The organism is Roseateles chitinivorans, from assembly GCF_050632145.1.
Lineage (GTDB): Bacteria > Pseudomonadota > Gammaproteobacteria > Burkholderiales > Burkholderiaceae_C > Roseateles > Roseateles chitinivorans_B.
The window spans coordinates 1244958-1261659 of the sequence record NZ_CP192577.1 but is presented as its reverse complement, the minus strand read 5'-3'; the positions used below and the strand labels follow the sequence as shown (position 1 = coordinate 1261659).

The following is a 16702-nucleotide window of genomic DNA, read 5'->3' as shown; positions in this document are numbered from 1 at the left end:
GCGCACCATAGCGAATTTCGTCCCGGCTTGCGCCGGGCCGGGCATGCGCACTCACAATCCCCGCATGCCCACGCTCGCCCTCAACGACGACCTCGTCCTGCCCGTCCCCCAAGCCCTGGCCTGGAAGACGCTGCACGACCTGACCCTGCTCGCGGACAGCCTGCCTGAAGGCGCACGCTGCCAGACCGGTGATGCACCGGGGGCGTTCCTGGTGGCGCTGCCGGGATTCGAAGGGCGCGTGCTGCAGCTCGACCTCGACGCGCCCAGCCGCCTGCGCCTGAGCTTCGAGGGGCGCGGACCCCGCACCGGTGCTGTGACGGGACAGGCGCAACTCCGGCTGGCGTCGCTCGGCGACGATCGCGCGCTGCTGCACGTGGCGCTCGTGATCCAGGCCGAAGGGGCGACGCCGTCGAAAGTCGCCGGCCTGCAGGCGCTCCGGGCCCGGCTCGTCGCCTTCGCGGCCGCCGTCGAGCGTCGCCATCCCTCCGACCGGCCACTGCCGGTGAAAGCGCCCCCAAACCGTGGCCGCAGCGACTGGTCGACTGGTACGTCGGCTGGTTCGCGGCGATCTTCAACGGGACGCTGTATCCGGCACCCAAGCCGCGCCCGCGCGGGACGCGCCCGAGGCGCTGAACGGGTTCACGGGGCAACGGCCGGACACCCTGTCGGCGAACGGGCGGGCGTCACGCGACCGTCACAAGATTTGTGCGCTGATGTAACCTGTTGATTTGCTTATAGAATCCGGCGCAATCCAACGGCCACCTCGCGGTGGCCGCTTCGTTTTCCGCCGACGGCGTCCCTTGGGAAGCACCGGCGACCGATTCCGCCGACCCCGATGGCTTCTCGCCTGTTTCCGCTGGACGCGCTGCGCGCCGCCGCCGCGCAATTGATCGTGCTGCATCACCTGTCGGTCTACGGACCGATCGCCGAGGCGATGCACGGCCTGTTCCCGCTGCTGTCGGGCTGGCTCTACGACTACGGCCGCATGGCCGTGCAGGTGTTCCTGGTCCTGGGCGGCTACCTCAGCGCACGGGCGCTGTCGGCGCAGGAGTCGCAACTGCGCCGCTCGGCGCCGGCGCTGCTGGCGCAACGCTACTGGCGCCTGGTGCCGCCGTTCATGACGGCGATCGGGCTGACACTGCTGTCGTCGTGGCTGGTCCAGCCGCTGCTGCCGGAACTGGTCCCGGGCGAGGTCCACCTGACACAGGTCCTGGCCCACGCGCTGCTGCTGCACGACCTGATGTCGGTCGAGGCGTTGACCGTCGGCGCCTGGTATGTGGCCATCGATTTCCAGCTCTTCGCGCTGCTGCTGCTCGTGATGTGGGGCCTGCGCTGCCTGCCGGTGACGCGCGCGTCGCGGCAGTGGATGGCGCCGGCCGTCGTCGGCGCGCTGTGCGCTGCGTCGCTGCTGAAGTTCAACCGCATGGCCGACATGGACGCCTACGCCCTGTACTTCTTCGGCGCCTACGGCCTGGGCGTGCTGCTGTGCTGGTGCCAGGGCTGGACGCCCGCGGCGCGTCGTGCCGGCCTGCTGGCCCTCGGTGGACTGATGGTCGCCGCGCTCGCGCTGCAGTTCAGGGAGCGCCTGGTGGTCGCCGCGCTGACGGCGGTCGTCATCGTCATGTGGCGTCGAGGCACGCTGCCGGCGTGGTTCGAGCGGCACGGACGGGCCCCGGTGCAATCGCTGGCCCGCCATGCCTACGCGCTGTTCCTGGTGCACTTCCCGGTCTGCCTGCTCGTGAACGCGCTGTACGAGCATCGCGCCGAGAGCCCCGCGCCGATGCTGGACGCGCTCGCACCGCTGGCGCTGGTGGCGGCCTGGATCCTGAGCAACCTGGCGGCCTTGCCGTTCCATCGCTGGATCGAGGCGCCGCTGCTGCGCTGGCGTCCGCGCGCCGCGGTGCTGCCGCAGGGCGTGGCGGTCCGCTGAGACCTACGCCCAGTTCTCGCGCGCGTTCTCGCGCCGCTGCAGGTCGGCGAGCGTCTTGCCGGGTTCGTCGCGGAAGCGCTCTTCCGTCATTTCCAGCTGCTGCACGCGGTCGACGCGGAAGCTGCGGAAGTCCTCTCTCAGCTCGCACCAGGCCGAGAACGTCCAGACCGGTCCCCAGAAGAAGCAGGCCAGCGGCCGGACGAGTCGCGTGCTGGTCTGGTCGCTCAGGTCGAGGTAGTGCAGGCGCAGCTTGGTGCGGGACTCGGTGGCCTGGCGCAGGTGGGTGAGGCGCTCCCGCGTGGCGGGATCGAGGCCGCGCTGCGGCGCGTAGACGGTGAGGCTCTCGGCCGCCGCGCGCGCGCTGCCGGGCAGCACCGCGAAGATCTTGCCGAGGGCTTCCTCCGCGCGCTGCCCGAGCACCGCGTCGAGTTGCGGCTGCGCCAGCCGCACCGCGGCGACCAGCGACTGGGCTTCCTCGGCGCTGAACATCAGCGGCGGCAATTCGAAGCCCACCCGCATGCGGTAACCGACGCCCGCTTCGCCGTCGATCGGCACGCCCTGCTGCTGCAGCGCGGCGACGTCGCGGTAGACGGTGCGGATCGAGACTTCCAGCCGCTGGGAGAGGAATTCGGCGGTCGTGAGGCGGCGTCCACGGATGAGTTGGACGATCTGGAAGAGGCGGTCGGCGCGGCGCATCCGGCGATTGTGGGCCATGGGCATGACCTGTCCGGGTCGTCATCCCCGCTACGATGCGTTGCATGGCTGACCCACATGTTGTGCTTCCCCATGTCGTGATCGTCGGGTGCGGTTTCGGTGGCCTCGAGGCCACCAAGGTCCTCGACGGAGCCCCGGTCCGCGTCACGCTGATCGACCGCAGCAACCACCACCTGTTCCAGCCGCTGCTGTACCAGGTCGCGACGGCGGGCCTGTCCGCGCCGGCTATCGCCTCGCCGATCCGCCACATGCGGCGTCATCAGCGCAACCTCACGGTGCTGATGGCCGATGTCGAGGCCATCGACAAGGACGCGCGGGCGGTCGTGCTCGCCGACGGCCAGCGCCTGCGCTACGACCATCTGATCGTGGCCGCCGGTGCGACGCACAGCTACTTCGGCAACGACCAGTGGCAGGCTCATGCGCCCGGGTTGAAGACGCTCGCCGACGCTTTCCAGCTGCGCGCGCGATTGCTGAGCGCTTTCGAGCGCGCCGAGACGCTGCCCGACGCGGACAGCCGCATGCCCTGGCTGAATTTCGTCGTCATCGGCGGCGGGCCGACCGGCGTCGAGATGGCCGGCACGCTGGCCGAGATCGCGCGCCACACCTTGCGCGACGAATTCCGCCGCATCGACCCCAGCCGCGCGCAGGTGCTGCTGGTCGAGGGCTCGGACCGGATCCTGGCGGCGTTCAAGCCGGCGCAGTCGGCGCAGGCCCAGGCGCAGCTGGAGCGCATCGGCGTGGTGGTGCGGACCGGCTGCCGCGTCGTCGGCATCGACGAGGAGGGCGTCGATCTCCAGACCGCCGACGGCGGCAGGGAACGCATCGCATCGCGCACCAAGGTCTGGGCGGCCGGCGTGGCGGCGTCGCCGCTGGCCCGCACGCTGGACGTGCCGCTGGACCGCGCCGGTCGCGTGGTCGTCGACGAGCACATGAACATCCCCGGCCATCCGGAGGTCTACGTCGTCGGCGACATGGCCGCCGCGACCAGCCTCGAGAAGGACGGCAGCCGCAAGCCGGTGCCCGGCGTCAGCCCGGGAGCAAAGCAGGCCGGCCGGCACGCGGCACGGCAGATCCTGGCGCGGATGCGGGGGCGGTCGGAAGCGCCGTTCCGCTACATGGATTACGGCAACCTGGCGACGATCGGCCGCAAGGCGGCGGTGGCCGACCTGGGGTCGATCCAGTTCAGCGGCTTCTCCGCATGGCTGTTCTGGCTGTTCGTGCACGTGTACTTCCTGATCGGGTTCCGCAACCGCGTCCGCGTGTTCGCGGACTGGGCCTGGGCGTACTTCACCTTCCAGCGCCACGCGCGGATCGTGGTGGAGCCGCGACCTGGCGTCGGGGACGACGCCTGAGTCGCGCCGGCCGCGGTCAGATCGGCGTACAGATCTCGACCAGCGTGCCGTCCGGGCACCTGACATAGGCCACCACCTGGCCCCAGGGCTTCGTGATCGGCGGGGTCAGGCCTTGCGCGCCGGCCGCCAGTGCTTGGGCATAGGCGGTGGGAACGTCTTGTGTGGACAGTCCGATCTCCATGCCCAATGGCGATCCGTCCTCCGCTTTGCGGTAGTCCTGGCCGAGGTTGCCGCGCGCGATGTCGTGCCGCGCGAAGGACAGCGTCGTGGCGCCGGTCTCCAGTTCGCCGTAGGCGCCCGATTCGTGCAGGAAGCGGCGCCGGAGCCCGAAGGCGCGCTCGAAGAAGTCCAGCGACGCACCCACGTCCTCGACGTAGACGATCGTGTAGGCGAAGTTCAAGGCGCTCATGGCGGACTCTCCGTGGAAGGACGATGACGACGGGACGGGTGTCCCCTGCGTGCGGGGCGTCGACCTGGGCTGGACCCCTCGTCGTCCGACCGCGCCCCCCGAATCGGGTGGGCCGGCTTGTAGGACGACGTCGCGTCCATGATGCGGACCGGCTGCTGACAGCGGATTGGCAGCTAGGATTGCCGCCCATGACTGCCTCGTCCCTCGAGCCGCAACGGCTGCCCAATGGCCTGCTCTGGCTGGCGCGCCCGGTCGCGGGCACGCAGGCGGCGGTGCGCGTGGTCTATCGCTGCGGCGGCCGCGACGATCCCACCGGCCGCAGCGGCATGACGCATCTGGTGTTGCGGCTCGTCGCCGGTGCCAGCCGTTATCTCGAACCCGGCCAGTTCAACCGCCTGATCGCCTCGGCCGGCGGCCGCAGCGGCATCGAGATCGACGAGGACTTCGCCGCGCTGCAGACCGTGGTGCCTGCCCACCAGCTCGAACGCGTGCTGTGGGCCGAGGCCGAGCGCATGAGCAACCCGCGGCTGGAGCCGGACACGCTCGCCACGGCGCGGCAGCAACTGCGCCAGGCGGTGCTGGCGCCGCAGCTCAATCCCTACGCGCGGCTGGACCTCGCCGTCCAGCGCAGCGGGTACCTGACGCATCCGTACCAGCGCGGCGCGCTCGGCGACCCGGAGCAGTTGAAGGACCTGGACATCGACGCCGTACGCGCCTTCCACGCCAGCCGCTTCGGCTGCGACCGCGCGCTGCTCGTCATCACCGGCGCCTTCGACGAGGCGGCGGTCGCGCGCTGGGTGCTGCACTATTTCGGCTCGATCCGGCCGCCGATGCCGGCGCAAGGCGCGCAGATGCCGGTGTCGACGTCCACGTCCATGTCCTCGTCGGGGCCCGCCGGCACGGCATCGTTGCCGTCTTCGTCAGCGGGGCCTCGACGCCCACCGCGTCGCCTGCCTCGCCCCCCGCATCAACGCTGGTCGCGGAGCCGCGCGAGCTTCGTGAATCGCGCCGCCCCCAGAGCCAGACGCTGAAGCTTTCGCTTGCGCGGGCGCCGCTGCCGGCGGCCGCTCTGGTCTGGCAGGTGCCGCGCGCCGACGATCCGTCGACGCCGATGTGGCAGCTCGCGCAGGCGCTGCTGGGCCTGGGCCGGTCCGGCCGGTTGACGGACACGCTGGTCGACGAGAAGGCGCTCGCGCATCAGCTCAGCCTGCGGCTCGACGCGCATCGTGACGCCGGACTGCTGGTCGCGCAGGCGCTCGCGGCGCACGGCCAGACGGCCGCGCCGGTGGCGCAAGCCCTGCAGCAGGAAGTGCTGCGCCTGGCCGACGAGCCGGTGACCGACGAGGAACTGAACAAGGCCAAGGCGCTGCTGCGGCGCGAGACCTTGTCGGCCGACTGGACCGCGGACCGACTGGCGCGTTCGCTCGGCACCGCGTGGGCGGTGCGGGGCGATGCCGGCGCGCCGGCCAAGGACATGGCCGTGTGGATCAAGCTGAGCGGCGCGGAGGTGCAGCAGTTCTGGCGCAAGCAGGTGGTGCAGGCGCCGGTGCTGACGCTGCTGGCGGACATCGGTGCTGCCGCGGGAGTCGCCGCATGACGATGACGCTGAACCGTCGCGGGTGGATGCTCGGCGCTGCGATCGTGTCGGGGTCGACGGCCTGGCCGGCGCTGGCGCAGGATGGCTTCGATCGCCCGCCCGAGGCGCCGCCGGCACCATCGCCGCTGCCCTTGCCGCTGGAACAGACGAAGCTCGCGAACGGGCTGCGCGTGGTCGTGCTGCCGCGACCCGGCGCGCCGCGCACGGCGGTCCGGCTGATCGGCGAGGGCGGCTGGCTGCGCGACCCGGCAGGCAAGGACGGTCTGGCGGAAGTGGCGCTCTCGATGCTCGCGCAGGGCGCGAAGCGCGACGGCGAGGAGATGGAATCCGCCGACATCGCCTACGCGGGCGATCTGCTCGGCCTGCCGCTGCGGCTGGAGCTGACGCCGTCGACGGCGGAGATCGTGCTGGAGGCCTTGCCCGATCAGTGCGACGACGCGGTCAACCTGCTGGCGGACCTGACGCAGCGGCCGCTGCTCGCCTTCGAATCGCTGGAGCACATCCGCAGCCGCGCCCTCGATGCGCTGGTGCTGCGGCGCGCCGACGCGCTGCTGCTGGCGCCGTGGGCGGCGCGGCGGCAGTTCCGCGGGCGGGCGCAACCGGTGCAGACCTCGGCCAGCCTGAAGCGGCTGAAGCGCGAGGATGTGCTGACCTTCCATCGACAGTACTGGCGGCCGGAGCGCGCGGTGTTGCTGTTCGCGGGCGACCTGAGCCTGCAGACCGCGCGCGGTCTGGCCGAAGACTTCATGGGCGGCTGGCGCGTGGCGAAGCTGCCGCCCGCCGGCCCGACGCCGGCGGTGTCGCTGCCGGCCGCGGCGCCTACGCCGGCGACCGCGCAATTCCTGCCGTTGCCGCAAGGACAGGGCTGCCGGCTGATCGTGCAGACACCGGTGCCGCGTGGCACGCCGCCCGCGCTGCGCGAACTGGCGCGCACGCTGATGCATCAGCGGCTTGCGGCACGACTGCCCTGGCCCTGGGACAGCGAGATGGAATCGCTCGGCGGCGCGCTGTGCTGGCGCTTGAGCGTCACGCTGCCGGTGGCGGCGGTGCCGGATCAGCTCGCGCAGTTGCGCGAGCAGCTGCCGCTGCTCGCGGCCGAGGCGGTGACGCCGGAGGACCTCGCGCTGGCGCAGGCGCTGGCTCAGGGCGAGTGGGAGTTCCAGCTCGCGGAGGCGCCGGATGCGCTGCTGTCGCAGGCCTTGGCTGCCGGTGAACTCGAGGATTGCGTGCAGTGGCCGCAGCGCCTGCGCGCGGTGAGCGCGCCGGTGCTGCAGCTGCTGATGGGCTCCAGCTGGCGCGATACCCGCACACATCTGCTGCTGCTGGGCGATGCGGGCTCCCCGGAGCCGGCGCAGCGCGCATGGCCGGGGCTGACAGCGATTACAATGAAGGCTGTCATTGGGGAGTAGCCGCTGCACCCCGCCCGTCGCCCGACGGGCTGATTCAGCAGACCCGCGTCAACAGACTTGAGCCTTGGCTCATGGCGCGAGGTAGCCAGGAACCCACGGGTTCCCAGCCTGGCGAGACCTTTGACCATGTCCCCGGACTTTGCGGCCGGCGGCGACATGGTCATTGGTATGTCTCGGCCGCTGAGTCTTTCATGGAAGCCTTCCTCATCTCCACCGGCCTCGTGGCCCTCGCCGAAATCGGCGACAAGACCCAATTGCTGGCCTTCATCCTGGCGGCGCGCTTCCGCAAGCCGGGACCGATCGTTCTGGGCATCCTGATCGCGACCCTGGTGAATCACGCGTGTGCCGGCGCCGTCGGCAGCTGGATCACGACGCAGGTGTCACCGCAGACGCTGCGCTGGGTGCTGGGCGTGGGCTTCATCGCGATGGCGGCGTGGACGCTGATCCCCGACAAGATCGATGAAGAGGAGACGGGCGGCAAGTTCCGCCTGGGCGTGCTGGGCACGACGATCGTGGCCTTCTTCCTGGCCGAGATGGGCGACAAGACGCAGATCGCGACGGTGGCCTTGGCGGCGCGCTTCAACGACCTGTGGCCGGTGGTCGCGGGCACGACCTTCGGGATGATGATCGCCAACGTGCCGGCGGTGTTCGTGGGCGACAAGCTCGCGCACAAGATGCCGGTGCGGCTGGTTCACGGCATCGCGGCGATCATCTTCGCGGTGCTGGGCGTCTTGACGCTGCTCGGTGCCGGCGAGTCGATCGGGTTCTGATCAATCAACGGACATGACCTCCCCGGGCTCGTATAGCCCGGTTCATGTCCTTGATCGTCACCTTGCGCTTGGGCTTCCCGATCATGCCTTGAAGGCTGAGCGGATGTTCTGCCGAATAGATCAGGTACTCGTGGGGAGCAAGCCTGAGAAACTCAACCCGGTCCCCCGGCGCCAAGCGAAGTTCGTCTCGGACTTCATCGGGAATGTTGAGCACCTGGCCCTCGCCATACGTGCCCATCTTGATCAGTTCAAAAGGTTTGGTCATGCGGCTTCTCTTCAATGGAAGCTCGCAACTCTAGGCACGCCGATCTCGTCTGGCACTTCCTCAAATCAGTCATTGAGGGGTGAAGACCTGACCCTCTGAATGTGGCCCTCCGAAGAGGAATCCGGTCAGCGCGCAGAGGCCTGCCTCACCGCACGCTCCCACTGCGCCATCAGCGTCTCGGCGCGGTCGCGCGACATGGTCGGGCGGAAAGTGCGTTCCGTCTGCCAGTTGCGGCCGATGTCGCCGAGGTTGCCGTAGACGCCCGCCGTGAGGCCGGCGAGGTAGGCCGCGCCGAGCGCCGTCGTCTCGATCACCTTCGGACGCACGACCGGGATGCCGAGCAGGTCCGCCTGGAATTGCATCAGCAGGTCGTTCACGCACGCACCGCCATCGACGCGCAGCTCGCTGACCGGCGCGCCACCGGCCGCCACCGCGTCACGGCTCATGGCCTGCAGCAGTGCCGCGCTCTGGAACGCGATGCTTTCCAGCGCCGCGCGCGCGATGTGCGCCACCGTCGATCCGCGCGTCAGACCCACGATCGCGCCGCGCGCCTCCGCGTCCCAATACGGCGCGCCGAGTCCGGTGAAGGCCGGCACGAACATCACGCCGCCTGCGTCGGGCACGCTCTCCGCGAGCCCTTGCACCTCGCCGCTGCCCTTGATCGCATTCAACCCGTCGCGCAGCCACTGCACCACCGCGCCGCCGATGAAGACACTGCCTTCCAGCGCGTATTGCGGCGTCGCGTCGATCTGCGCCGCGCTCGTCGTGATCAGTCCGTTCGCACTCGTCTGGAAGCGCGGCCCCGTGTGCATCAGCATGAAGCAGCCGGTGCCATAGGTGTTCTTCGCCATGCCCGCCTCGAAGCAGGCTTGTCCGAACAGCGCGCTCTGCTGGTCGCCGCCGATGCCGCCGATCATCAGTGCCGTGCCGAGATGCTCCGGCGCCACGCGGCCGAATTCGGACGCCGACGGCTTCACCTCGGGCAGCAGCGACTTCGGGATGCGCAGCAGCGCGAGCAGCTCTTCATCCCACTTGTTCTCGCGCACATTGAAGAGCATCGTCCGCGAGGCATTGCTGACGTCGGTGACGTGCACCTCGCCGTTCGTGAGCTTCCAGATCAGCCAGCTGTCGACCGTGCCGAACGCGAGCTCGCCGCGCTCCGCCGCGTCGCGCGCGCCGCTGACGTTGTCGAGGATCCACTGCAGCTTGGTCCCCGAGAAATACGCGTCGACCACCAGCCCCGTCTTCTCCTGGATACGCGGGCCGTGGCCCTGCTCGCGCAGCGCGGCGCATTGCGGCTCGGCACGACGGTCCTGCCAGACGATCGCGTGATGGATGGCCCGGCCGGTCTTGCGGTTCCACACCAGCGTGGTCTCGCGCTGGTTGGTGATGCCGATCGCCTTGACCTCCGAGGCCTTCAGCGACGCCTTGGTCAGCACCTCGCGCGCGACGGCGAGCTGCGATTCCCAGATTTCATCGGCATCGTGCTCGACCCAACCCGGCTGGGGATAGATCTGGCGGAACTCGCGCTGCGCCATCGCGACGATGCGCCCCTGCGCGTCGAAGACGATCGCGCGCGAACTCGAGGTGCCCTGGTCCAGGGCGAGCAGGTAGGTCATGGCTTGTCTCGTTCGTTGTGTTCTTGGTGTCGCGATGCTACGGCGCGACCACGAGCTCCACGCCCGCATCCGCCATCAGCGCGGGGAAAGGCTCCGGCGGCGGCTCGTCGGTGAACAGCGCGTCGATCTGCGGCAATCGGGCGACCTCGGCCATCGCGGGGCGGTTGAACTTGGTCGCGTCCGCCGCGACCCACACCTCGCGCGAGTGCTCGACGATGGTCCGCGCCACCATCACCTCGCGGTAGTCGAAGTCGCGCAGGCTGCCGTCGGACTCGATGCCCGAGATGCCGATCAGTCCGATGTCCACCTTGAACTGGCGGATGAAGTCGACGGCCGCCTCGCCGACGATGCCGCGGTCGCGGTGCCGCACCGAGCCGCCGACCATCACCAGCTCGCAGTCCGGGTTGTCACTCAGGATCATCGCGACGTTGAGGTTGTTCGTGATGACGCGCAGGCCCTTGTGGCGCAGCAGCGCATGCGCCACCGCCTCCGTCGTCGTGCCGAGATTCAGGATCAGCGAGCAGCCGGCCGGGATGCGCGCCGCGATGGCGCGCGCGATGCGCGCCTTGCCGTCGGCCTGCATGGCCTGGCGTTGGCGGTAGGCGATGTTCTCGGTGGTCGACGAGGGCACGCGCACGCCGCCGTGGAAGCGCTGCACCAGGCCGGCTTCGGACAGGCGCTGCACGTCCCGGCGCACCGTCTGCAGCGTCACGCCGAACTTCTCGGCGAGCGACTCGACGCTCACCGATCCATGGGCGCGCACCTCCTGCAGCAGATCGTTCTGACGGGGGTTCGGATTCATGGCGCGCAGGCTAAAGGAACCGAAACGAACAATTGACCGGGTTAACCCTCAGTCAAAACGCGCATATTCGCGCTAAAAAGAAAAAGAAGAACAGAATTGCGAACTTTCCAACGGCCATCGCAGGGTGGCCGTTTGACTGTCCGGCCAATTCGATCCAAGGAGACACCTTGACCGCCGCCTCGTTCCCCGACCCGACTTCCACCGACCGCGCCGCTCCCGATGCAGGCGCCGTCGGTGCGCGCGATGCGTCCGGCTCCCCCGGCGCGGACGGGGCATGCGACGTGCTCGTCGTCGGCGGCGGCATCAACGGTGCCGGCATCGCGCGCGACCTCGCGGGCCGCGGCTGGAAAGTCGTGCTGGCGGAAGCCTCGGACTTCGCGGCGCACACCTCGTCGTCGTCGACCAAGCTGATCCACGGCGGGCTGCGCTACCTCGAGTACTACGAGTTCTCGCTGGTGCGCAAGGCGCTGCAGGAGCGCGAGGTGCTGCTGCGCAGCGCCCCGCACATCATGTGGCCGTTGCGCTTCGTGATGCCGCACGACGCGGCGATGCGCCCGGCCTGGATGATCCGCATCGGCCTGCTCCTGTACGACCACCTGGCGCGGCGCGAGGTGCTGCCGGGCTCCGAGGGCGTGGACCTGCGCCGTTCCCCCTACGGCGAGCCGCTGAAGGCCGAGTACACCAAGGGCTTCGTCTACTCCGACGGCTGGGTGGACGATGCTCGGCTGGTGCTGCTGAACGCGCTGGACGCGCGCGAGCACGGCGCCGTGCTGCATACCCGCACGACGGTCACGGCCGCGAAGCGGCATGCGGATCACTGGACCGCGACGCTGCGCTGCGCCGATGGCGACCGCACGCTGAAGGCACGCGCGCTGGTCAACGCGGCCGGCCCGTGGGCCGAAGGCTTCCTGCGCGAAGTCGCCGCGCCTGCGCGTGGCGAGGCGCTCGCGACCAAGAGCCTGCGCCTGGTCAAGGGCAGCCACATCATCGTCAACAAGCGCTTCCAGCACGACCACGCCTACATCTTCCAGAACCCGGACAAGCGGATCATCTTCGCCATCCCCTACGAAGACGACTTCACGCTGATCGGCACGACCGACGTGGAGCTGGCACCGGACGCGCTGGCCGGCTTCGGCAAGGCGCGCATCGACGAGCGCGAGATCGCCTACCTCTGCGAGCAGGCGAGCCGCTACTTCCGCGAGCCGGTGGTCGCCTCGGACGTGGTGTGGACCTACGCCGGCGTGCGCCCGCTGCTGGACGACGCCTCCGGCGATCCGTCCGCCGTGACGCGCGACTACCTGCTCGAGACGCACTCGGACGGCGGCGCGCCGCTGCTGAGCGTGTGGGGCGGCAAGATCACGACCTTCCGCAAGCTGGCCGAGGACGCGGCCGATCTGCTGGGCGATCTGCTCGGCGACCGCCGTCGCGCCTGGACCGAGCATGCGCACCTGCCCGGCGGCGACCTGCGCGACTGGATCGGCGCGCCGCAGCGGCCCGACACCGATTTCCAGCGCCTGCTGTCCGCCGTCGGCCAGCGCCATCCGTGGCTGCCGCCGTCGCTGGCCCGCCGTCTCGCGCGGGCCTACGGCGCGCGCCTCGGGCGCGTGCTCGGCGGCGCGGAACGGCTGGACGACCTTGGTCCGGAAATTGCCCCCGGGCTGCACCAGGCGGAGCTCGAATACCTGGTCCGCGAGGAATGGGCGCGCGCGGCCGACGATGTGCTGTGGCGCCGCTCCAAGCTCGGACTGCATTACACCGAGGGCCAGCGGATGGCCGTGCTCCAGTGGTTCGCCGAACGCGAGCACCTCTGGGCCAATCCGCCGGCCGCGGCGGCATGACCTGACCCCGGCGCGGGCGCCGGGCCGAGATTCCGATCCAGAGACCGATCCACAAGAACGACATGCGAAGAGACACATCGATGGAGCCGACACCATGGAGCTGACCTTGCGCGGCGTGAGCCACAAGGTCGGCGCGCAGCAGCACCTGTACCCGATGGACCTCCGGCTGGTGCCGAACGCGGTCACCGTGCTGCTGGGCGCGACGCAGGCCGGCAAGACGACGCTGATGCGCCTGATGGCGGGCCTGGACAAGCCCAGCGAGGGCAGCGTGACCGTCGACGGCACGGACGTCACCGGCTGGCCGGTGCGCAAGCGCGACGTCGCGATGGTCTACCAGCAGTTCATCAACTATCCGTCGATGAGTGTTCGGGACAACATCGCGTCGCCGCTGAAGCTGCGCGGCAAGCTCGACCGCGATGCGATCCGCCGGCGCGTGGATGAACTCGCCGACAAGCTCCACATCGAGATGCACCTCGACAAGCTGCCCGCGCAGCTGTCCGGCGGCCAGCAGCAGCGTGTCGCGCTGGCGCGTGCGCTGGCCAAGCAGGCGCCGCTGATGCTGCTCGACGAACCGCTGGTGAACCTCGACTACAAGCTGCGCGAGGAACTGCGCGAGGAACTCGGCCAGCTCTTCGCCGCCGGGGAGTCGACCGTGGTCTACGCGACCACCGAACCGGCCGAGGCGCTCCAGCTCGGCGGCTACACCGCGGTGATGGACGCCGGCGAGCTGCTCCAGTACGGCCCGACCGCCGAGGTCTTCCACCGCCCCGCGTCGCTGCGCGTCGCGCGCGCCTTCAGTGATCCGCCGATGAACCTGCTCATCGCGCAGGGCCTGGGCGACCGGCTGCAGCTGCGGCCAGGCCTCGACCTGGCGCTGCCCGGGCAGGGCGGCGTGACGGTGGGCGTGCGCGCCAGCGCGCTGCGCGTGACGCAGCGGCCCGGCGACATCGCGATCCAGGGCGAGGTCGAGCTGGCCGAGATCTCCGGCTCCGACACCTTCGTCCATGCGCGCACGCAGATCGGCGAGCTGGTCGCGCAGCTGACCGGCGTGCACGACTTCGAGCTCGGCGCGCCGCTGACGCTGTACCTCAACGCCGCCCACGTCCACGTCTTCGACGCGGCCGGCCTGCTGACACGCGCCCCCGAGCGCCGGGGAGCCCGCTGATGGCCCGCATCGACCTGGACCTCGCCCATGCGTACCGTCCCGACCCGAAGGAGGACAGCGACTACGCGCTGCTGCCGCTGAAGATGACGTTCGAGGACGGCGGCGCCTACGCGCTGCTCGGCCCGTCGGGCTGCGGCAAGACGACGCTGCTGAACATCGTCTCCGGGCTGCTGCGGCCCTCGCAGGGCAGCGTGCGCTTCGACGGCCGCGACGTCACCGCGCTGACGCCGCAGCAGCGCAACATCGCGCAGGTGTTCCAGTTCCCCGTCATCTACGACACGATGACGGTGGCCGAGAACCTCGCCTTCCCGCTGCGCAATCGCGGCGTGGCGGCCGACAGGATCAAGGCGCGCGTCGGCAGGATCGCCGAGATGCTGGAACTCAACGGCCAGCTGAACCAGCGCGCGTCCGGCCTGTCCGCCGACGCGAAGCAGAAGATCTCGCTCGGCCGCGGGCTGGTGCGCGAGGACGTCTCGGCGGTGCTCTTCGACGAGCCGCTGACCGTCATCGATCCGCATCTGAAGTGGCAGCTGCGTCGCAAGCTCAAGCAGATCCACAACGAGCTCAAGCTCACGCTGATCTACGTCACCCACGACCAGGTCGAGGCGCTGACCTTCGCGGACCAGATCGTCGTCATGACGCGCGGCCGCGCGGTGCAGGTCGGTTCCGCGGGCGAGCTGTTCGAGCGCCCGAGCCACCGCTTCGTCGGCCACTTCATCGGCTCGCCCGGCATGAACTTCCTGCCGGCGGCGCTGGAGGACGGCGGCGGACTGAGCGTCGCCGGGCAGCCGGTGGCCGGCTCGGTGCCTCCGGGTTCCGGTGCGGCCCTGTCTCGCGCGGAGCCGTTCATGGTGGGCATCCGGCCCGAATACGTGGAGGTCGACGACGTGAGCGACGGCGTCCCCGCGCTGCCCGGCACGATCACCGGCGTGGTCAGCCAGGTCCAGGACATCGGCACCTACTGGCTGCTCACCGCGAAGGTCGGCCCGCACACGCTGAAGGCGCGCCTGTCCGCCCATGCACAGCCGCCCGAGACCGGCGCCACCGTGGCGCTGCGCGTGCTCAATCCCCATACCTGCTTCTACGGCGCCGACGAGCGATTGATCGCGGCGACCACGGAGGGCCTCGCATGAAACCGATCAACCAGAAGGCCTGGTTCCTCGTCCTGCCCGTGTTCATCTGCGTGGCCTTCTCGGCCATCCTGCCGCTGATGACGGTGGTGAACTACTCGGTGCAGGACATCATCTCGCCCGAGCGGCGCGTCTTCGTCGGCACCGAGTGGTTCGCCGCGGTGATGCGCGACGAGGAGCTCCACGGCGCGCTGCTGCGCCAGCTGGGCTTCTCGCTGGCGGTGCTGCTGGTCGAGATCCCGCTGGGCATCTGCCTGGCGCTGTCGATGCCGGCGCAGGGCTGGCGCTCATCGCTGGTGCTGGTGATCGTCGCGCTGTCGCTGCTGATTCCCTGGAACGTCGTCGGCACGATCTGGCAGATCTACGGCCGCGCGGACATCGGCCTGCTGGGCGCCTCGCTGCAGGCGCTGGGCGTGGACTACAACTACACCGGCGACGCGACCGACGCCTGGGTGACGGTGCTCATCATGGACGTCTGGCACTGGACGCCGCTGGTGGCGCTGCTGTGCTTCGCCGGACTGCGCTCCATCCCCGATGCCTACTACCAGGCCGCGCGCATCGACGGCGCCAGCAAGTTCGCCGTGTTCCGCTACATCCAGCTGCCCAAGATGCGGGGCGTGCTGATGATCGCGGTGCTGCTGCGCTTCATGGACAGCTTCATGATCTACACCGAGCCCTTCGTCCTCACCGGCGGCGGTCCCGGCAACGCGACCACCTTCCTCAGCCAGTACCTGACGCAGAAGGCGGTCGGCCAGTTCGACCTCGGCCCCGCCGCGGCGTTCTCGCTGATCTACTTCCTCATCATCCTGCTGCTGTGCTTCATCCTCTACAACTGGATGCAGTCGCTCGGCACCCAAGACAAGACCTCGGAGGCTGGCCATGGATGAGCGTCGTTTCCGCAAGCGCACGATCTTCCTGATCGCGTACCTGCTCTTCGCGCTGCTGCCCATCTACTGGATGGTCAACATGAGCTTCAAGACCAACGAGGAGATCCTCTCCAGCTTCAGCCTCTGGCCGCAGCACTTCTCCCTGGCCAGCTACAAGACCATCTTCACCGACCCGTCCTGGTACAGCGGCTACATCAACAGCCTGATCTACGTCGGCATCAACATGGTGATCTCGGTCGCCGTGGCGCTGCCGGCGGCGTACGCGTTCAGCCGTTATTCGTTCCTCGGCGACAAGCACGTCTTCTTCTGGCTGCTGACCAACCGCATGACGCCGCCGGCGGTGTTCCTGCTGCCCTTCTTCCAGCTCTACACGACGCTGGGGCTGATGGACACGCACATCGCCGTCGCGCTGGCGCATCTGCTGTTCAACGTGCCGCTGGCGGTGTGGATTCTGGAAGGCTTCATGAGCGGCATCCCGCGCGAGATCGACGAGACCGCCTACATCGACGGCTACTCGTTCCCGCGTTTCTTCCTCACCGTGTTCCTGCCGCTGATCAAGGCGGGCGTGGGCGTGGCGGCGTTCTTCTGCTTCATGTTCAGCTGGGTGGAACTGCTGCTGGCGCGCACGCTGACCAGCGTCAACGCCAAGCCCATCGTCGCGACGATGACGCGTACCGTCAGCGCTTCCGGCATGGACTGGGCGACGCTGGCCGCCGCCGGTACGCTGACCATCGTGCCGGGTGCGATCGTCATCTGGTTTGTCCGTCACTACATCGCGAAGGGTTTCGCGATGGGCCGTGTCTAAGGGAGGTCCA

At 69.5% G+C, this 16702-nt stretch carries 17 protein-coding genes and 1 riboswitch; of the genes, 12 read left to right on the top strand and 5 right to left on the bottom strand.

The window, feature by feature from the left end; translation table 11 throughout:
- Nucleotides 1–64: 64 nt before the first annotated feature.
- Together ACQ86G_RS05820 and ACQ86G_RS05815 are read left to right on the top strand one after the other, a co-directional pair.
- Nucleotides 65–727 carry a CoxG family protein gene (locus ACQ86G_RS05820; protein ID WP_431259711.1) on the top strand — a complete coding sequence of 221 codons (663 nt, stop codon included), beginning with the start codon at nucleotides 65–67 and terminating at the stop codon, nucleotides 725–727.
- 108 nt (nucleotides 728–835) lie between these two features.
- Nucleotides 836–1930: an acyltransferase family protein gene (locus tag ACQ86G_RS05815; protein ID WP_431259710.1), complete on the top strand. Its 1095-nt coding sequence runs from the start codon at nucleotides 836–838 to the stop codon at nucleotides 1928–1930.
- 3 nt (nucleotides 1931–1933) lie between these two features.
- On the opposite strand, the gene ACQ86G_RS05810 is transcribed toward ACQ86G_RS05815, so the two are convergent.
- Complete coding sequence (locus ACQ86G_RS05810; protein ID WP_431261344.1) at nucleotides 1934–2626, bottom strand: helix-turn-helix transcriptional regulator; 693 nt, start codon at nucleotides 2624–2626, stop codon at nucleotides 1934–1936.
- A gap of 62 nt (nucleotides 2627–2688) precedes the next feature.
- On the opposite strand from ACQ86G_RS05810, the gene ACQ86G_RS05805 reads away from it, so the two are divergent.
- Entirely contained in the window at nucleotides 2689–3996 is a 1308-nt protein-coding gene (locus tag ACQ86G_RS05805) for an NAD(P)/FAD-dependent oxidoreductase (protein ID WP_431259709.1), read from the top strand.
- Between the two features lie 16 nt (nucleotides 3997–4012).
- Here the strand turns inward: ACQ86G_RS05805 and ACQ86G_RS05800 are convergent, their stop codons facing one another.
- Complete coding sequence (locus ACQ86G_RS05800; RefSeq protein ID WP_431261343.1) at nucleotides 4013–4396, bottom strand: VOC family protein; 384 nt, start codon at nucleotides 4394–4396, stop codon at nucleotides 4013–4015.
- 197 nt (nucleotides 4397–4593) lie between these two features.
- On the opposite strand from ACQ86G_RS05800, the gene ACQ86G_RS05795 reads away from it, so the two are divergent.
- The 4 genes from ACQ86G_RS05795 (at nucleotide 4594) to ACQ86G_RS05780 (ending at nucleotide 8181) form a co-directional block, all read left to right on the top strand.
- A complete protein-coding gene (locus tag ACQ86G_RS05795; protein WP_431259708.1) occupies nucleotides 4594–5436 on the top strand; it encodes a M16 family metallopeptidase in 843 nt (280 codons plus the stop codon).
- Nucleotides 5379–6002, top strand: a complete 624-nt coding sequence (locus ACQ86G_RS05790) for an insulinase family protein (RefSeq protein ID WP_431261342.1) — start codon at nucleotides 5379–5381, stop codon at nucleotides 6000–6002. Before ACQ86G_RS05795 ends, ACQ86G_RS05790 begins: the two co-directional genes overlap by 58 nt.
- Nucleotides 5999–7411, top strand: a complete 1413-nt coding sequence (locus tag ACQ86G_RS05785) for a M16 family metallopeptidase (protein WP_431259707.1) — start codon at nucleotides 5999–6001, stop codon at nucleotides 7409–7411. The genes ACQ86G_RS05790 and ACQ86G_RS05785 overlap by 4 nt, the downstream gene beginning before the upstream one ends.
- Nucleotides 7391–7524, top strand: a riboswitch (yybP-ykoY riboswitch). It overlaps the preceding gene by 21 nt.
- A 78-nt stretch (nucleotides 7525–7602) precedes the next feature.
- Nucleotides 7603–8181, top strand: a complete 579-nt coding sequence (locus tag ACQ86G_RS05780) for a TMEM165/GDT1 family protein (protein WP_431259706.1) — start codon at nucleotides 7603–7605, stop codon at nucleotides 8179–8181.
- A 4-nt stretch (nucleotides 8182–8185) separates the two neighbouring features.
- Here the strand turns inward: ACQ86G_RS05780 and ACQ86G_RS05775 are convergent, their stop codons facing one another.
- The 3 genes from ACQ86G_RS05775 to ACQ86G_RS05765 all read right to left on the bottom strand — a co-directional run bounded on the left by ACQ86G_RS05775 (nucleotide 8186) and on the right by ACQ86G_RS05765 (nucleotide 10867).
- Nucleotides 8186–8446 (bottom strand): hypothetical protein, encoded by a 261-nt coding sequence (locus ACQ86G_RS05775; RefSeq protein ID WP_431259705.1) that lies wholly within the window; start codon nucleotides 8444–8446, stop codon nucleotides 8186–8188.
- A gap of 125 nt (nucleotides 8447–8571) precedes the next feature.
- The gene (gene glpK / locus ACQ86G_RS05770) at nucleotides 8572–10065 is read right to left on the bottom strand and encodes a glycerol kinase GlpK (protein WP_431259704.1); all 1494 of its coding nucleotides are present in this window, start codon (nucleotides 10063–10065) and stop codon (nucleotides 8572–8574) included.
- Nucleotides 10066–10102: 37 nt separating this feature from the next.
- Nucleotides 10103–10867, bottom strand: a complete 765-nt coding sequence (locus ACQ86G_RS05765) for a DeoR/GlpR family DNA-binding transcription regulator (RefSeq protein ID WP_431259703.1) — start codon at nucleotides 10865–10867, stop codon at nucleotides 10103–10105.
- Nucleotides 10868–11034: 167 nt separating this feature from the next.
- Here ACQ86G_RS05765 and glpD point away from each other — a divergent pair, with 167 nt between their 5' ends.
- The 5 genes from glpD to ACQ86G_RS05740 all read left to right on the top strand — a co-directional run bounded on the left by glpD (nucleotide 11035) and on the right by ACQ86G_RS05740 (nucleotide 16692).
- Entirely contained in the window at nucleotides 11035–12705 is a 1671-nt protein-coding gene (gene glpD, locus ACQ86G_RS05760) for a glycerol-3-phosphate dehydrogenase (protein ID WP_431259702.1), read from the top strand.
- Nucleotides 12706–12799: 94 nt separating this feature from the next.
- Nucleotides 12800–13870 (top strand): ABC transporter ATP-binding protein, encoded by a 1071-nt coding sequence (locus ACQ86G_RS05755; RefSeq protein WP_431259701.1) that lies wholly within the window; start codon nucleotides 12800–12802, stop codon nucleotides 13868–13870.
- Nucleotides 13870–15003, top strand: a complete 1134-nt coding sequence (locus ACQ86G_RS05750) for an ABC transporter ATP-binding protein (protein WP_431259700.1) — start codon at nucleotides 13870–13872, stop codon at nucleotides 15001–15003. Before ACQ86G_RS05755 ends, ACQ86G_RS05750 begins: the two co-directional genes overlap by 1 nt.
- Nucleotides 15000–15887 carry a carbohydrate ABC transporter permease gene (locus ACQ86G_RS05745; protein WP_431259699.1) on the top strand — a complete coding sequence of 296 codons (888 nt, stop codon included), beginning with the start codon at nucleotides 15000–15002 and terminating at the stop codon, nucleotides 15885–15887. Before ACQ86G_RS05750 ends, ACQ86G_RS05745 begins: the two co-directional genes overlap by 4 nt.
- Nucleotides 15880–16692 (top strand): carbohydrate ABC transporter permease, encoded by an 813-nt coding sequence (locus tag ACQ86G_RS05740; protein WP_067279465.1) that lies wholly within the window; start codon nucleotides 15880–15882, stop codon nucleotides 16690–16692. Before ACQ86G_RS05745 ends, ACQ86G_RS05740 begins: the two co-directional genes overlap by 8 nt.
- Nucleotides 16693–16702 lie beyond the last annotated feature (10 nt).